15 protein-coding genes are annotated in these 16766 nt (G+C 58.3%); 10 read left to right on the top strand and 5 right to left on the bottom strand.

Translation table 11 applies throughout. The annotated features are described in order from the left end of the window. Positions 1–513: 513 nt before the first annotated feature. The 5 genes from ACFIMZ_RS02720 (at position 514) to ACFIMZ_RS02740 (ending at position 6947) form a co-directional block, all read left to right on the top strand. Positions 514–1290, top strand: coding sequence for a hypothetical protein (locus ACFIMZ_RS02720; RefSeq protein WP_431821284.1), 777 nt, complete (start codon positions 514–516; stop codon positions 1288–1290). A 343-nt stretch (positions 1291–1633) separates the two neighbouring features. Next, positions 1634–2281, top strand: a complete 648-nt coding sequence (locus tag ACFIMZ_RS02725; protein WP_431821285.1) for a hypothetical protein — start codon at positions 1634–1636, stop codon at positions 2279–2281. Positions 2282–2645: 364 nt separating this feature from the next. After that, entirely contained in the window at positions 2646–2885 is a 240-nt protein-coding gene (locus ACFIMZ_RS02730; protein WP_431821286.1) for a helix-turn-helix transcriptional regulator, read from the top strand. 1328 nt (positions 2886–4213) lie between these two features. Continuing rightward, positions 4214–5413: a hypothetical protein gene (locus tag ACFIMZ_RS02735; protein WP_431821287.1), complete on the top strand. Its 1200-nt coding sequence runs from the start codon at positions 4214–4216 to the stop codon at positions 5411–5413. A gap of 256 nt (positions 5414–5669) precedes the next feature. Then, complete coding sequence (locus ACFIMZ_RS02740) at positions 5670–6947, top strand: hypothetical protein (RefSeq protein ID WP_431821288.1); 1278 nt, start codon at positions 5670–5672, stop codon at positions 6945–6947. 247 nt (positions 6948–7194) lie between these two features. Here ACFIMZ_RS02740 and ACFIMZ_RS02745 read toward each other — a convergent pair whose 3' ends face one another. Next, entirely contained in the window at positions 7195–8028 is an 834-nt protein-coding gene (locus ACFIMZ_RS02745) for an ImmA/IrrE family metallo-endopeptidase (protein WP_431821289.1), read from the bottom strand. A gap of 28 nt (positions 8029–8056) precedes the next feature. Continuing rightward, positions 8057–8380, bottom strand: coding sequence for a helix-turn-helix domain-containing protein (locus tag ACFIMZ_RS02750; protein WP_431821290.1), 324 nt, complete (start codon positions 8378–8380; stop codon positions 8057–8059). A 167-nt stretch (positions 8381–8547) separates the two neighbouring features. Here ACFIMZ_RS02750 and ACFIMZ_RS02755 point away from each other — a divergent pair, with 167 nt between their 5' ends. Genes ACFIMZ_RS02755 through ACFIMZ_RS02770 form a run of 4 tightly spaced genes read left to right on the top strand, consistent with a single transcriptional unit; the run spans position 8548 to position 11352 of the window. Continuing rightward, positions 8548–8712 (top strand): hypothetical protein, encoded by a 165-nt coding sequence (locus ACFIMZ_RS02755; protein WP_431821291.1) that lies wholly within the window; start codon positions 8548–8550, stop codon positions 8710–8712. A 22-nt stretch (positions 8713–8734) separates the two neighbouring features. Further along, complete coding sequence (locus ACFIMZ_RS02760; RefSeq protein ID WP_431821292.1) at positions 8735–10048, top strand: nucleotidyltransferase domain-containing protein; 1314 nt, start codon at positions 8735–8737, stop codon at positions 10046–10048. After that, on the top strand, positions 10049–10519 hold the full coding sequence (locus ACFIMZ_RS02765; RefSeq protein ID WP_431821293.1) for a hypothetical protein: 471 nt from the start codon (positions 10049–10051) through the stop codon (positions 10517–10519). Next, a complete protein-coding gene (locus tag ACFIMZ_RS02770; protein WP_431821294.1) occupies positions 10516–11352 on the top strand; it encodes a hypothetical protein in 837 nt (278 codons plus the stop codon). The genes ACFIMZ_RS02765 and ACFIMZ_RS02770 overlap by 4 nt, the downstream gene beginning before the upstream one ends. A 111-nt stretch (positions 11353–11463) precedes the next feature. Here ACFIMZ_RS02770 and ACFIMZ_RS02775 read toward each other — a convergent pair whose 3' ends face one another. Both ACFIMZ_RS02775 and ACFIMZ_RS02780 read right to left on the bottom strand, forming a co-directional pair. Then, entirely contained in the window at positions 11464–12240 is a 777-nt protein-coding gene (locus tag ACFIMZ_RS02775) for an SMODS domain-containing nucleotidyltransferase (protein WP_431821295.1), read from the bottom strand. Between the two features lie 24 nt (positions 12241–12264). Next, positions 12265–13068, bottom strand: a complete 804-nt coding sequence (locus ACFIMZ_RS02780) for a hypothetical protein (protein ID WP_431821296.1) — start codon at positions 13066–13068, stop codon at positions 12265–12267. A gap of 252 nt (positions 13069–13320) precedes the next feature. Between ACFIMZ_RS02780 and ACFIMZ_RS02785 the strand changes: the two genes are divergently transcribed. Then, positions 13321–13956, top strand: coding sequence for a GIY-YIG nuclease family protein (locus tag ACFIMZ_RS02785; RefSeq protein ID WP_431821297.1), 636 nt, complete (start codon positions 13321–13323; stop codon positions 13954–13956). A 98-nt stretch (positions 13957–14054) separates the two neighbouring features. Here ACFIMZ_RS02785 and ACFIMZ_RS02790 read toward each other — a convergent pair whose 3' ends face one another. Continuing rightward, on the bottom strand, positions 14055–16766 hold the full coding sequence (locus tag ACFIMZ_RS02790; protein WP_431821298.1) for a DEAD/DEAH box helicase: 2712 nt from the start codon (positions 16764–16766) through the stop codon (positions 14055–14057).

A 16766-nucleotide genomic window follows, 5' to 3' on the forward strand; every position in this document is an offset into this window, starting at 1 on the left:
GTTTGGTTTTCCGATTTTTATAATCGGCCTGATTTTGTTGATAATGTCGTCGTTTTGAAAATTGGAATAAGTGGCGCGTGAAATAACGATCTGACTATGGCGAGATAATCGGGGGCTGATCGTGGGCATCGGGTTCCGGCGGCCGGCGACGTGGGCGGGCAAGCATTCGGATGACAGGCCAAGTTTTCGCAGGTTGCCGGACAGATATGCCGGGTGTGCTGAAGACTCCGGATTGCAGGGGGAATGGCTCGGGCCGATGCGTCTCGTGCGCGATTCGCGCGATTTCCCCTCGAACGGACCACGCAGGCACGGGGCCGGCATCGACGGATCGGCGCGTGTCGCGTGGCGGAATACTCTCACCAAGGGATAGGCCGTCGAAAGGTCACGCGGGCATCGAGCGCGACGACAGGGTGGGACATCAGGGGCGGGGGGATTCGCGCTTGCCCGAGTCATGAGCCCGCCTCCGGCCCGAAAAGCGTTGCGCGCCATCCTGCTGGATCGGGAGCGGTCTATATGCGTCTGATGCCTCTCGAAGTTAAAGGACTATCCGCTACCGTACAGCAGCCGATGACCGATGCTGCCCCGGTGCAACCTCCCGCGCAGGCGACCGACTCGCACGCACCACGCTCGACGCCGGCGATACTCGCGCAATTGGAGCGATCCCCTTTTCGCTTCAGCAGCACGACTGCATTCAAGAGCCAGGTGACCGAGGTGGGCGCTGTCGTTGCCGAGAACAGTTTTGGCAGGATCTCCCATGATCTCGGCGCGCGTCCCGATGCGAACCTCTGCTACCCCAATATCAGCTCGTGCGTGACGGTGACAGGACTGTCCAGGCAAGGCAGCCTTCGCGGCGGGCATCTGACCACGCCCGAGGGGCTCAAGCGCGACGACATGAAAGCCCTGTCGAACGCGATAGGCGCGGAAGACTGCAAGACGTTCGTGGTGGCGGGACCGATTGCGGACATCAAGGCGCGCACGGAGAAGACGGAGTGCAACACCCGGGAAAAAATGGCGGCGCAATTGAGGGAAGCCTCTCCGAACGCGGAAGTCCTGTTCCTGGATACAGGTGGCCACAAGCCCCCCTATAACATCTACGTCCGGCACGAGCGACAGGAATCCGCCGATAAGCTCAAGCTCCACATCACCGACCAATCCGGGTCGGCTTCTATCGAGGGTGTCCGGACTGCAGCCGTTCCGCGCGATGCTTCGCTACCCGCCAACGCGATCCCCGTTCCCGACAAGGATCTCGTCAACCGGGACGCCGGCAAGTCCTGGTGGAAGAAGTTGTGAACGACGCGGCCATGAAAAAGCCCGCGACCTCGACGGTGCGCGGGCTTGCGCGGACGCGCCGGCTGGCGCGGGGCGGTGCTCAGACGTTGAACAGGAAGTCTGGCCTCGGGAGCCCGTCCGCGCGGCGTGATAGAGCTTGTCGCTCGGTATCGTACCCGGTTTTGTACCCGGTTTTGTTGTCGTTGCCCTTTTGGCCTCAATCGATTGGTAGCTGAGCGCTTGTAGGCTGCCCTTCTATTGTTGGTAGGGCGGGCAAATCCGTTGATTAGGGCGATTCACGGGGGCGAAGCTTGAGTCGTCTCCGACTGCTAGACTTGTGGCTCTGCAGCATTGTTAAACAGAGATGAACGAGTTCCTAAAGCCAGAGCAATTCGAGACCAGTGAGCCGACACTTTCAGAGGCTATAGCGCGACTTCATCGAGAAATCGAGTCCAATTTGGAGATTTCGGATACGCGCTACGACGACTATCGCAGCGCAGCAATCGAAGCGCTCCGAGACCGTCCCGACGACCCGGAGGATTTCGTGGGCGGCCGGTTCCCTACGGTGGCCAGCGATGAGCTTCGGCGCTTTTATCTGGCGCGTGCATGCATTTATGCGATCCAGGCCGATCAGGCCCTGGAGCGTAGTGAGCCCGATTCGGCCTGGTATCGCGTTTCCACGGCTCAGCGTCAGTTGGGACTCTTTGATGGCTCCTACTGCGATCCTTATTCGACGAAGGAGCGCATGGAGTTCGCATCATTAGGCGGGCAGGCGCGAGGTGAAAAAACGGCCCCAGTTCGGAAGGAATTGATTCGCTTGCTCAACGAGCGACGCCCGGAGGATGGCTGGATCAAGCCGCGTGATGTGTTCGCCGCCGTTGGCAAGGAACTTTTCGATTTCAGCAATCGCAATGGCGGGTTTCTGTCAGAGACGGGTTTTCGTCAAACCCTTCGGCGGTGGCTGCAAGACGACAGGGACGTCCGATCGGCTTTCGAGGGCTTCCGTCGCTGAAAGTAGCTATTAATCGCCCGTGCAATGCGCGGGCATGAACCCTTCCCGTTGCCCATTCGGGCAATCCTAGCTGTGCGGCACCTTTATTGGGCGTCGTACATGCGCCTCGCGATCATTGCCACGCCAGCTTGAGCTTAGCTGTCAAGAGGGGGCCGTGCGCGCGCTACGGCCTCCTTTTCCTCTTCCATCTTCCCAATTGCGTCCGGCTGCATCTACTGGACGCCCCGACATAGCTTCCCATTGAAAATCATTACAAGCAATGATTTTTTATAACAAGCTGTGCTGCTGTCCCTGTCGGACCCGCTTCCCTAGACTCGCAGTCAGTCAATCACGTCGCGACGAGTGACACATGGAGAGCGGAAAAATGATGAACAATGCAACGAATTCGCCCCCGACGCGGGCGCTGACGATCAAGATGGTAGGTGAGCGCATCGGGCGCTCGCGTGCGTCCATCTACGAGATGATGGACCGGAAGTCGCCGCGTTACGACGCCGCGTTCCCCGCGCCCTTCAAGATCGGCGTCAAGACCCTGTTCGTGGAAGCGGAAATCGAGCAGTACCTGAAAGCCAAGATCGCAGAGAGCCGCGCCAGCTCGTCGGTGTAAGCGGGCCGACGGCCCATTTGCCGCCGTCGTGGTCCTGGCCTACAACGGAAGTCGGCGCAAACGCTTGCCGACCACATCGGCGATCGACAATCAAACGCAGCATTAGCAATGGCGACTGGGCGTGGTGCATTCCGGATGCGGATCGGTGCGGCCCGCGCCAACGAAGGCGTAGAACATCCGGCGGATACGCGCGCCGATATCGGCATGCCGCAAGGATTGCCCACTCTCATGGAGAACGTGCCGGAACGCCGAACGCCAACATTGGTCGGGGAAAATCGGCACTCTTCAACGCCGTGTAGCAGTGTTGTATTTCCGCAAATCTGAAAAGGATCGGTTGGACCGGGTTGGATTGATTTAGACAAATACGGAAACAGTTGATTAGTTATCCGAATTTTATCGGCCATTGACCGTCAGCAGTGCTTCTATATAGCGTTCGAGATCAACGCCAGTACAGGAGCATCCCGGCGGTTGCTTTTTGAAGAGTTCTTACACGTCGAAGGAGGAATTGCTGGCGTTGGTGCCAAAGCCGGATGCGCGAGATTTGCCGAGAGGAGGCGTTATCCGGATCGAGAAATGTGCTCGGTAAGGTGAGGGCTTATAGCGTACGAATGAATGAAGAAAGTCTGCGGCGTGATGTGGCCGTGACGAGTCTGTCACCGCACATTGCGAGTACAGCGGACACGCGAGCGCGTCGTTCTGCGGTCAACAGATCGCTTGGCGGCAGACGATCAGCGCGATCGAGCAGCAGAAAGATGTGAATCAAGAGAGGGAAATCGATACAAGCTACGACCAATCGACACAAGCTACGACGAAACCCGAACAATTTGCGACCGAAGGCCGGTGCTACCCCTCCCGTAAGCGGTAGCAGGGGATCGTATCGAATGCTGAACGAACCAGGATGCTCTGGCTATCGGCAGGGTGTGTTTCGACTTCTTGTGATGGTCATAAGTATGTATAGAGCGAAGGAGAAGAATTTCCTGATCGGTACCGGCTTCGGATCGTCGAGATCGCGTGAATCGTTGAGCTTTTGTGAGGCGGTATTTAAGGGTCTTATGTAATACAAAGTATTTAATAGCTCTATAGCTAAGGTAGGACATGGGATTCCCATAGAAGATCCATTCTTTCCTGCTTGGCTATGTCTCTGCGAGTACGCATTCGATCCTCTACCTTGTACGCAGGACGGAGAGCATTCAGCTTTCTGATGTGACAGTCAAGCAGTACCGGAAGGCGATGAGTAGAGGATGCTCTCGCCTTGATCACTCCAACGTAAGCAGCAGTGAGCAGCACGTGTAATGCGCTCATGTGATTCAGATCAAAGGTAATTAAAAATGTCATTCGAAGAAGACGACTTCAAGAAGATTTACGAATATGGCGAGTGGGTGAGAAACACCGAGCGAGCCGAGATTGCAGGGGAAGAGAAGATCGTGCTGTTGCCGAGCTTCGATCTGATGAGAACGTCGCTCGCTTCCATGGAAGCGCTAGTGCGTGACATCGAGTTCTCGAAAGACAGCGTGGGCTTCGAAATCACGCGCAACAAGTTAGGTAGGCCGGTTGTCGTGCCCAAGCTGCTGGGTAAGCGCCACTTCTACGCATTGAAGGCGTTTTTCCAGAACCACGCCTTCGCAGAGCGCTACGTGTACAGCACGCATGTGTCGACGGTGCCCGAAGCGTTCCAAGCTTTGGGTCTGCATCCGCATTTGTTCACGTTTCAAGAACCGGGTTCGATCGAGCGTAGTACGGGCAAGACGCATGGCGAGACGTTCAACGAGGTCGTGAAGAAGGTGGCTGAGATCGTCGGTTCGAAGCAGTTCCGTGAGCGTCTGCGTGTGCGTAGGCGCAATGCGGAACGCAATGAGGCGAAGGGTCTCGCAATCGAGCAGCAGGTGTTCGAGAACAAGGCGCGTCAGCTCGTGTTGGTGCTGCACTTCGGCTATCAGGAACAGTATCGCTGGAAGCTCACGCTCGACGAGATTCAAGCGCACCGCAAGAAGTTTTTCAACAACTGCCGCACAAACAAGCTCTTGCGCGGCATCGTCGATTACATCTGGAAGATGGAGGAGGGCGACGAATCCGGGCTGCACCTGCACGTCCTGATCTTCTACACGGCAGATTCGTGCCGTGACGTGTACATCGCGAAACAGTTGGGCGAGTACTGGGTGAAGGTGACGGGCGGCAAGGGGCAGTACTGGAATTCGAACGCCAACAAGGCTTTCCACGAGAAGCACGGGCACGGCGTGGGTACGGGCGAGATCAACTGGGACGACGACGCAAAGCGTGAAGCGCTGCGCGAGAACATCCGCTACATGACCAAAGCCGACCAGTTCCTGAAGATGAAGTACGGCGAACATGGCCGTGTGTTCGGCACGAGCCAAGTGAAGGAAAAGGAGAAGTCGGGTCGTCCGCGCAACGTGAAGCCGAAGCTCGATGGTGATCCGGCAGGCAGCACGCAGGCGAACTCGCTCGACTTCGAATTGCTCGATGACACGGGTGTGGACGCAACGAACCCGGATGCGGACCAGAGCGAATAAATCGCGCCATAACAGTTTCGGTGCATCGGACGGCGGTAGATGTGGCGACGTCCTGCGAGGGCCGTCAGTGGGCTGAAATCGCCTCCTGGCGGTCATTCCATCTAGGCGTGGGTCGATGGTGCCTTGGTCGCTGATGTTGCCTCGTCGGGGCGGCGCGGCCAGCGCAGCAGCGTACTGCTGGGAATGCACTGAAGGCGCAAGGTGAGGCAACGGGAGGTTTTAGCGTGCGTCAGTTACACGCGAAGGAACAGAAACGATGAACAATATCAATCATAAGCTGGTGGCCGATGATCTGCCGGACACGAGCAACGGCACTGCCGTCGCGATGCCGCGCGTGATGTGGACGATCGCGTTGGCGGCGGCGTTGTTTGCCTCCGTCATCTCGCTGGGAATCAACGTGTACGCCGGGATGCTTCGTGCCGGTACGGTGACGGAGCAAATTTGTACCGTTGCAACGTCGCTCGTGGCGGCGCTCTGCATGTATCTCGCACCGATGCTCTGGCGCTTCGCGCCGATGCGTGCCCGCGTCGTGCTGGCTCTCCTGTGGCTGCTCGCCGTGTGTGGCGTGCTCAGAGGGCAGGTGGATGTCCTGGCGTTTGCGAATGTGCATGCGGCCGACGAGCGAGCGCAGACGGTCGCCGTAGTTGCGGTACCGTCGGTCGCGACCGGGCCCGCCGGTCGTAACCTGATGGTAATCGAGCAGGACATGGCGAAGGCCCGCATCGATCTGGCACATGTCGACGCGCGTCGCTGCGTGGGCGAGTGCCGGTCTTTGCGTCTGCGCAAGGTGGAGCTTTCGGCGCAGCTCGCCGTGCTCAATGCAGAGGCGAATGAGGCGAAACGTCGTGCGGCCGAGCAGGACTGGCGGCGCGACCAGATTAGTCGTGCGCAGGCGTTGCATGAGTCGCGTCGCGCCGAACCGGGTACTGCGCTGGTCGCACCGTGGCTCGGCACGACCGAAGCGCGACTGGACCTGCTGATGAATTTCGTGCTGGTGGTCGTGCTTGAAGGGACGGCGTGCTTCTGCTGGTACGTCGTGGGACTCGGGGCAGTCGCGACTCGTTGCGCGGCAGTCGTAGACGACCGGAATGCAACTAAGTTGGAGTCGCACGTGCCGATGCCAGAACCGCTGCAAGGCGGTCGTGACGGTCAAGGCACGACTCACGTGGCACTTGTTGAACCTCAGCCGGTCACCTCCAGTCGTGCGATAGTCGCGTCAAACCGAAATGCGACCGTGTCGCGACTGGAGGTAGTCGAATCAATGCCGAAAGTGACGCCCGCGGGTCGTGTCGAGCAGTGCACGACTCACGTCGCGACCGTTGCCGAGGGAGAGTCGGTCGCGAGCGAAGCTTGTCCCGATCCCATCATGTCGAATGACGACCGCCGGATCGAGGAGATCCACGAGGCCGTTTTGGCAGGTCGTCTGAAGCGCAATCTCAAATCGATCCGCAAGTTCATCGGGTGCGCGCAATCGGAGGCGACCCGCTTGAACCGCTTGTACATCGAGCGTTTCGGTAAAGCGCTGCTCAACTGAACAGAATTGGCATCACGACCAAGCGAGTAGTGAGGAGGTGGCGTGAGTCGCTGCCCCCGAGTTTACTACTCGCTGGTCGCACCGTGGCTCGGCACGACCGAAGCGCGACTGGACCTGCTGCTGGGTTTCGTATGCGCGGTGAGAGACTACGGTCAGCGGGCGGTACCCATGAAAAGTGCCGGTACGACGAGATGGTCGCGGGGGACGGTCATCATCATGGCATTGCTGACGGCAACGAAGCCACCGCTCAGAAGCCGGGTGTTCCAGTGAGTGGGGCCAGCAGCTCATCGTCACCTGCATCCCACGTCGTGCCATCGAGCATCAGCAGGGAAATGCTCATGTCGTAACGATCTGAAACCACCACCATCTCGCGAGTTCTCGCATCGGGAAACCAGATTCCGCATTCATGCTCGATTCCGTCGCGGGAGTCGGCGTCGAAAGTCCCGGAACGAGGCCGCATCGCCAGCGATTGCATCGGCAGTTCCATGCCTTCGCGAAGATGGTTGAAGCCGAACCTCTTCGCGCTCGTGCTGCCCTTCCACCAGTGAAGCATGCCTTCACGCGCGAAAACGATGATCGCGGAGTGCTCGGTGAAGTCGATCCATTTCAGAATCGCCGCCGTCAGAGAAACTCCGTAACGGGCGGCGCATTCGCCGAGAACGTCAAGGGTAATGTGTTTGCCCTTCACTTGGTCCCTGAAATCATCAATCGGCATGAGCAGATACGAGGCGAACAGATCGGCCTCGCGCTCGATGGCCTTTGCCGCCAGTCCGAGCGTTGCGCTCTGGGAACATCGGAACGCCTCCTCGCGCGTGCGATGCAGCACGTAGTGGCCGAACTCATGGCCGATCGTGAAGTTCGCCCGCCCTGGAGCATCTTCATTGGGAGCGTGCAGGATTACCCATTCTTTCCTTTTGGGGAGCCAGAACAGGCCGCCCTCGAAGCCGTCGAGATCCTGGGCTAGAACTTCGCCGATAGGTCGATCCGGCGATACCTGCTTTGACCACTCGATGGCGAGTTCACCGGCCCGGATCGGGAACGCTGAACCATGTACAGCCCGCCAGAGCTGCACCAGTTTCATTGCTTCGCGCTGCGGCGAAAGAGACTGATTAGTCACGTTTTCGGTCAAGCACGTCGAGGATGTCCTGAAGCTGCCGCTTAACGGGTTCGTCTAGCTGTTGATACTTCCGGAAGAACGCCTCGTCGGCAACATTCTTGGAAGGCTCTGCCTGCGTGTCGTCCAGCAGATATGCGGAGGTGACGCCGAGCGCTTGCGCGATGGCGTCGATCCTATCCGCGGACGGGCGCGCCTTCTCTTTATTCTCCAGTTCCCAGATTGACGACTTGGACGCGCTAATCTGAAGAGCCAGTTGATCAAGCGTGAGCCCTTGTTGTTTCCGCAGCGTGCGGATCTTCTCTCCTAGAGTTGGCATGATGTTCGGAAGTTCGATAAAAAAAATGCTTGACTTCTGGTATTCGGAAGTCCAGTATTTTCATTGTCGGACTTCCGAACCGAAAAGGCAAGAAGACCGAACGCCTTTTCGCGTGCGTGTCCGGTGGTCGGATTCGGCGCGAAGCTCTTGAGCGGAAGGAGAGCATCATGCCGAAAGCACTGAAACCGGGGACGCCGGCACCGTCCTCCGGGCTGTACCGCAATAACGCGACGCGTACCGAAGTGACGGGGGTGAAGGGCCGTCCGCTGCCGCCTACGCCCGGGCGTCACCAGACCTACACCCTGGTCGATCCCGCGAAACATAAGCGCTAATTGAGTGCGGGAGGACGGCGGAATGAGTACACCAGCACTGACTATTAGTCCCTTGGGCGGCGGCAGGGAAGACGGTCACGGAGCGACGTCGCAGGTGCCGCAACGGCGGCCGACCTTTTCGCACCGTGCCGCGACGCAGTTTTTTCACCTTGCCGATACCATCGCGCTCTCGCACGAACCCACGTCGACGCAACTTCTGGCGCTCGAGTCCTCCTACATGAGCACCGCGGAGTATCTTGCCGAGAGTGACGAGTTCGCCGGTCTGACAACGAACATTCACGGCCATGGCTCAAGGGCACTGGGGACGTTGCTGAGGCCGTCGGACGAATCGCGTGAAGGCTTCGACATTGATCTCGTCGCCCGGCTCGATCAGCGTGCCATGTCGAAATACAGCGGAAACGGTGGTCCCGGGTTGCTGATCAACCACTTGCATGCGGTCCTGTCACGCTATGCGACCGCACACGGTTTGAAGGTCAAGCGCTGGGAACGGTGCGTCACGCTTGAATATGCAAGCGGCATGTTTGCGGACATCACGCCGGTCGTCGACGATCCGCTATCCTGGGCTCCGTACGGCGACACGCATGGCCGTGTCCCGGATCGCCAATTGCGGACGTACGAACCCACGAATCCGCGTGGGTTGACCCGCAGCTTTGCGCGTGCAGCAGCGATTGCGCCGGTCTTCACTGCCGTCGAGCAACTGACATTCGCGGCCGACTCGGTTCGGAAGTCGATTTCCCCCCTTCCAAAGGCCGACGAGGTCTTCGAGCGGTTGCTGAGCCGACTCATACAGCTACTCAAATTGCATCGGAACGTAGCGTTCGGGAAAGCTACCGGTCATGAGGACTTCGCGCCCTCGTCCGTGTTCATCACTACGCTCGCGGCTGCAGCGTACGTCGACCTGGCTCCGAAACCCCATTCCACACCTCTGGATCTTCTGCTTGATATCGTCGAGGCGATGCCGCGGTACTTCGCGCGGGAGCGCGATTTCGGCGGCAGGGAAGTCTGGTACCTCCAGAACCCGTCGTCGCCTTACGACAACCTCGCGAGCAGCATGAATACGCGTGAGCGCCAGGGCGCATTTGACGAGTGGCATGCTCGAATCTGTCGGGATCTGCGTAGGCTCGTCGACGCGATCGAAACAAACGCGGGTCTGGACGCCGTCGTCCGTATCGTGGCCGCAGTTTTCGGGGAGCGTGCGCGAGCGGAAATTCTCAAGGATGATCGGGCGCGACGTGAAGCGGGCCGGAAAGCAGGGCGCGTGGCGATCATTGGCGGCAGCGCGGCTCCATCTTCCGTCATCGCCAGATCGAAGCCGCACACCTTCTACGGTGATTGAATGCGCCGCGCCCCGCCACCACCAAGTCTTGCCGCACGGGCGCTGGATCTCGCGTCGTTGCAACTGGCGGACAGTTCATTTACCTTGTGTTCCGGCAAGGAACTGCGCTTCGTGTTCGTTGCCTCCCCCGGACCGTATGCGCGCAGATACCGATGCCTTCTTCGGCTGAAGGCCGGACGCAAGGTGCCGGATCTGTTGGTACTGGAGCCCGACCTGAGTGCTCTCGCAAACGGCAAGCGCCCGCCGCATACCTACTTGCACGACGGGCCGGGCACAAAACTTTGCCTGTGGTGGCCGAAGGCGCGTGAATGGTCTACGGGCATGAAGTTATCGGAGACGTACATTCCGTGGGTAGTCGAGTGGCTGGGGTATTTCGAGGAATGGCTCGCCACGGGAAAATGGACGGGCGGCGGTGAGCATCCACCGTCGGCTCCCCGTCGACGGTATGGCATCGGACGAACGGCTGCTTGAGCACTTTCCGGGCGGGCGCGGCGCGACATGACCTGCCGGTGTTATTGATCACTTTCTCTGAAACAAATATGTCCAACGCAGATCCGATACGAAAACGCTACTTCGATGACGTCGAGCGTGCCGATACGGCGACGGACCGGCTGTTTTACTGCGGGGCGGTCTTGTCGGTCCTTTCGCTGCTGCTCGACAAGAGCGTGTACCCCAGGATCTACGATTGGGTTCAGGTCGGTTTTCTGATTGACGCTATTGCGCTGTTTGCCGTGGGTCAGCTTTCCCGGTTGTATCTGACGCCCCGGGCTGAGGATAAACGTCGTCAGGACTTCTTCGGCTGTGCGTTCGACGTCAGTCTTAGTCACGAAGTGACCGACGGGTACTACAACAATGACGCACGTGATCCGAACAGGAAGCTCGCGGCGCAGTTGCTCGAAAATAGCCTCTTCAGCAAAACCATCGCTCTGTCGATGGCGCGAGTTGAGCGCATCAAGCTTCTCGTATACGCGGTGCTCTGGCTCGTTTGTGTAATTAACCGCCAGTCCGATCTCGGGGTGATTCTGGCGGCGTCGCAGGTGATCTTCAGCGAGCAACTGATATCCCGCTGGCTGCGACTCGAGTGGTTGAGGATGCGATTCGAAAAGACATACGACGACGTGTACCGACTGTTTCAGTCTCGCCCCGCTGCCTCGACATTTGCGGCGATGGTCCTCGACTCGGTAACGTCGTATGAAGCGGCGAAATCTACGGCTGGCATCACTCTTTCGTCAGGGACGTTCGATAAATTGAACTCGTCGATTTCGCAGGAGTGGATCTCGATCAAGTCGCTCCTCAAGCTTTGACGGCGCTATCAGGAGTGCGAGGCGCGCACGGTGAACGCTAGTATCGTGATGGGCGGCGTAGGAGCGACGAGGGGAGCCAGTATGCTTCGCTCTCGTTGCCGCAGCTACCTCTTATAACCGGAACAGCCTCCTGATTTCGGCCTCTGCCTTCGCTTGCATGTCACGTCTCTCATATTGCCTGACGTTGGCGATGATCTTCTTCGAACGGCTGATTTCGTCATTCACTCTTTGCGACTGCGACCAACTGGTGCTCAGGTTGTCGATGACGGCAAAGAAGTAATCCTTCTGGTTGGATTGCCGCCAGAAGTTCAGATTGCACACCCATTTCTCCATTGCGAAAGACTCGAACGGGTACCCACTGGTCGCGTTCCAGTATTTGAATAAACGGATGGTCGGCTTGATCAGCGACTTGTTTGCCTTGTTCTTCGCTTCGAGTACGCCGTTGAAATCCTTGGGGTCTGTGCTCATCCAGCGGTCCGGGCCGCTCGGAATTCGCAGTCCACTGAGCCAGGCGGTGGTCGCGGGCACGAGGTCGAACTTGATGTGATTCAGTTCGAGAACGATGGTTGGGTTGGATTGGTAGATTTCCGACGAGCGGTAACGTTTTTCGACAAAGGTTCTCAGGCGGCTGAGGTACGTCTGCGGTGTGGCATTACGGTCATTGAAAACGATCATGTAGTCGATGTCCGATTGCTCGTCCATCGCGCGCGGCAAGATGGTGCTCCGTGTTGACGATCCGAATCGAAAGTGCTGCTTGATCATTCCGGGCGCAAAATGCTGCGCCATCCGGGACTGCAGGCTGGCAATCGACACGTCAATCGATGCCTGTTCGATCGGGGCGAGTATCGCGTTGCTGGCCGTGCTCGTCAGAAAGCTCAATACCGACATTCTGTCGTCCTCTTCGGCTTGCGGCTATCCACACACGTCGCAGGTCACCGCAGGGTTCCGGTAGGTTCGAAAGCCTTGGTGAGGATCGCGAATGCGTTGGGGATGATAATGCGACTTGATGCAATCGGGAGGGATATCCTGGCGGACGACGTAACATGGATCTTCTTCGAGACCCAACGGACGACGGGCTACCGATTGTCCCCACTCCGAAAGCACCCTCGTCGCAACTTCACGCTGCTGTTCTGGCCCGATGAAGGATACAGGCACGTCTACTTCCAGGATCGTTGGAACACCATATTGGCGAAGGCGGAATCGATAGTCTTCGCCCGTGCCTGGACCGCATAGTGCTGCCGCAAGGGCCATCAGAAACTCGCTACCTTGAATGGCGTAGTGCCCGCAGTCTTCGATCAATGAAGCATCGTCGCCGACAAACCAGATTGCGCCTTGTTCCCGGAGACCGCGATCCGCAAACTCCTCGATAACACGGTCTACCTTGTCTCGAGGCACATCGGAAAAAATCTCGCGAAAATTCGCAAACAGGCTATCACTGTTTTGTCCCAATAGGCCGTGCTCGTAGTAGCTGGACAAGGTCACGGGGCGACAGCCGTGAAAGCCTTTGAAGTAGCTGTAGTAGGTCGTGAACCGCAAAACGAATTCGGGGACGACGTCCTTGGAATCCGGCAACCACGACATGTCGTCGGACCAACATTTCGGTCTGTCTCGCTCGATCCGGTTCCGGACCAATGGCCCGAGAAGATCATCCGCATAGTGTTGGATGCTTGCCTGCCAACTTTGACGGGCTCGCCAATCGAAGACTCTGTTTTTCATTGCATTTTTGTGACCTGCGCCGGTGAGAGGTGTATGGGCTGAGTTCAAGCATGCGTACTGTTCCTACCTCCGCATCTTACTGCACCATACTGGCGCACTTTCAACTGAACACTTGAACATCGGCTCGGGACAGGTGCAATGTTCGTACAGCTGGCCACGGCATGTTGTGAGGCGCAAGAGGTGCCCTCGACTTGAGTTATATTCTTCTGCCACGGACTCGTCCACACCTACACGAGAATTCAGAGGCCTAGAGTGCCACAGATCGTCTACGTTCTGACAAACGAGGCTATGCCCGGCCTAATCAAGATCGGCATGACCGCCGATAGCGTTGGGGCTCGCGTCTCCCAATTGAGCGCTCATTCAGGCGTGCCATTGCCTTTCGAGTGCTATTTTGCTGCTGAAGTGCCTGACCACGTGAAGCTTGAGAAGATTCTTCACCAACTCTTCGGAGATTCGCGTCTGAATCCGAAGCGTGAGTTTTTCAAGCTGGACCCGGAGAAGGCAGTCCTGGCCATCAGTATTGGAGACTTCAAGGAGATCACGCCAGGTGTCGCAGAGATCGACAAGGAGGAGCAGCAGGCCCTCGACAAAGTCAAGGCGCGTCGTTCGAAACTCAATTTAGACGCGATCGGTATCAAAGCGGGTGATGTCTTGACATTTTCGCGTGACGAGTCGGTTACCGGCGTGATCGTCGACGGCGGAAAGTTGCTATTTGAAGGGGAAGTCATGAGCCTTTCGGCTGCGGCCTTGAAAGCCCTTCATGCCATGGGCTATAAGACGCCGGCCGCGAGCGGGCCGGGGTACTGGATGTTCGAAGGGGAACTGCTGGGAGAGCGTCGCCTTCGACTCGAAGCGGAACAGTACGGCGACGGCGTTGTCGTGAACTGACGCGCACACGCGACCTGATCCGGTCGCATCGTGCATTCTTGCCGGGGACGCGATCAGATCAGTCCGTTGTAGATGTCCAATCGCGTCCAGCATTGCAGTTACGCGAGCTTCGGTGCGATCCAGTCCCAGCGCTTGTCCTTGACCATCACAAATCGGCAACGCTCTTCGGAAAGGTTGGCCCAGAGCCCACCGATCAGACGATCGTCTTCGGCCGCCGCCCATCGATCTGCGCCCTTGTATTCGACGACGACGATCGGCCCTTGGTTGCCGTCTTTGGCTGGCAGCTGGCACAGAAAGTCCGGATAAAAGCGCCCGTCTGCTTTTTGCAAGAAGAAGGAACTACCTTCACGGCGAACGAGATTGCGCACCCAGAATCGGATGCGTCCCTGCTGGGCCCATTTATCCAGTTCGCACGCGCAGAGGAATTCCTCTTTGCTGTCGAAGTCTCCGATACGTCCGTAAAAATGCTTGCGGAAATCGAAGTGCCCGAACCGGCCGTCATAGTCCCGGACCGGTGCATAGGCCTGGTTGTGGAACTCGAAGACATATTGATCGGTGACTGACACGCGTGATTGCGCGTCTTCGCCGAAAAGCGCGTGTTGGTACGCTTGATGTACAGTCTGTTTTCGCAGATATTGAATCCGGGCTTCGAGAAGTTTACGTATCAGGAACTTCTGAAGGTTGGCCCGGGCCAGAGCGAAACCATCACGGCGCAGCAACTCCGTGAGCCACGCTGCAACGAAAGCCTGTTTGTTCGCGTGCGTAAGCGAAGGCTCTGGCAGGTTGCGGCAGAGCCAGGCAGCAAGTCGAATCTCGTCCCAGTTTTCAGGCTGATAGACGAGTCCAAGATCGCGTTGTAACTCGGGAAGGAAACGGGAGACGAGCTTACCATCGTCGTCGATGTCGATTTCTCCACCTTCGGCGACCTTGAGGCCCGCGTCGAGTATCGACAGGTCGTCGGCCGTCGGCACTCCATCGTACGGCGACAACTCCCATTCGTATTCCAGAACCTCAAGGTCGTCGAACAATTGCAACTCACCCTGCACACGCAAGGCCAGTTGGGGGACACGGAAGTGCTCACCCAATTCGGCGGGGGTCTGGAAGAATTCGATGGCAGTTGTGCGGCTGATTTCAGCCGCCTCGACAATAGCTGCGGCGGCCGTTGGGGAGGCCACAGACGCCTTGAGCGCTTCGGTTTCGTCTTCGGATAGAGGCGCGCTGATGGTCAGCGTGTTGAGCTTGCCGTCCCAGCTCACCTTGTCTCTCACCGGTTTCGGCACGCTCTTGAGGTCCGGCTTCTCGGTCAACGTGATTGCCACGGGCGCGACGACTACGCGTCCGGCATGCCCCTCGAGATCCAACCGTGCTTGTTCCGGCGTAGAAGCGGTAACAAACTGGCTAACGTCGCGCCGCTCGAAACCTGCACCTGTCACGAGCCGATCACGCAGCGCACCCGCCGTCTCTGCGAAATTGCGTGATACAACGAAAGCGTATGACTGGTTCAGTGCCGGATTTTCGCGATGACTGGCTTCGGGTTGTCGCAGGATGCGGCCCAACAGCTGCTCGACTGCGGTCGAGGAACGCAGTGACGCCATGCTTACCAGGATGTAGGCAAACGGGCAGTCCCAGCCTTCAGCGAGCGCCTTCTGTGTGATTACGAATTTCGCTGGGCACGCGGGATCGGCAATACCCAGCTTGTAATCCGCCTCGATCTGCTCGAGTCCATTTTCCTCGCCAGTGGCGACAACGATTTCATTGGCGGGTATGCCTTGGTTGGTGATCAATTCCTGCCGCACCTTGTCCACGTCCAACGTCTCTACACCCGTGCGGCGAGGCTCTGCTTGTATCAGGACGAGCGGGCGCAGGTACGTGGCGCCCGAACGCCGCTCATCTTCAGCCAGCTTGTGCAGGGCGTCCCTGCGTCCAATCGCGTCGGCGAGGCACTGCTGCCAGTTCGGCTCGGTCTCTAGAACCACGGGCAGCTTGATCATTTCTTCCGCTTTGAGCTCTGCAGCGGACACACTGTGAAGTACGTTACTCGGTGTACGTTCTTCGTCTGGCGTGGCAGTCAACTCCATTACGCCGCTTGGGCGAAAGCGTCCGAGCATGTCGAAAGCCAATTCGGTGCGGCTGTTGTGAGCCTCATCCACGATCACGAATGGTCGGTACAACCGCAGCACATTTGCGAGTGAGTACGGGACCGTGCGCTCAGCGCCGTCGCCGTCGGTGAGCAGCTCGTCGCGTTGCGTCGCTGACAGGTTTTCAAAGTGATGCATCAGCGTGCCGCTGCTCTGGTACACCTTACGAGATTCTTCGTCTTCGACCTGGAAGGCCTGTCGTGTCGCTACGATGATAGTCGTCGACGTGTTCAGCGTGGCGCGGCGGACGCTCTTGGCCTCATCGAGGTCCAATACGGTGATTGGACCAGCTTCGCGCAGGGCGCCATGATAGGGGTGCAGGCGGTTTTTAAGCGCCTTTAGCGTTTGCTCGCGGATGGGATTGCTGGGTACCAGCCAGAGAATCACACTTTGCTCGACGCGCAATAAATGCGTATTCACCAACGCGACGCTCTTTGCCGCGAGCCAGGTCTTGCCGCCGCCAGTGGGCACACGCAGGCAAAAGTAGGGCGTGTCCGCAGGAAAACCAGCCAGCGGCCTGTATGGCATCCCTCGTCCCCACAGCCGTTCTGTGGTGGCGGTGAACGCGATCGACGGCGACGGCAGCTCGTGGCAGGCCTTGAAGTAGGCCTCGACGCTCTCGAGGACTTGACCTTGGTATTTCTTTGGTTTGAAGGTGGTCGGAGTTGTCAT

It is taken from the genome of Burkholderia sp. F1 (assembly GCF_050813845.1).
Taxonomy (GTDB): Bacteria; Pseudomonadota; Gammaproteobacteria; order Burkholderiales; family Burkholderiaceae; genus Burkholderia; species Burkholderia ubonensis.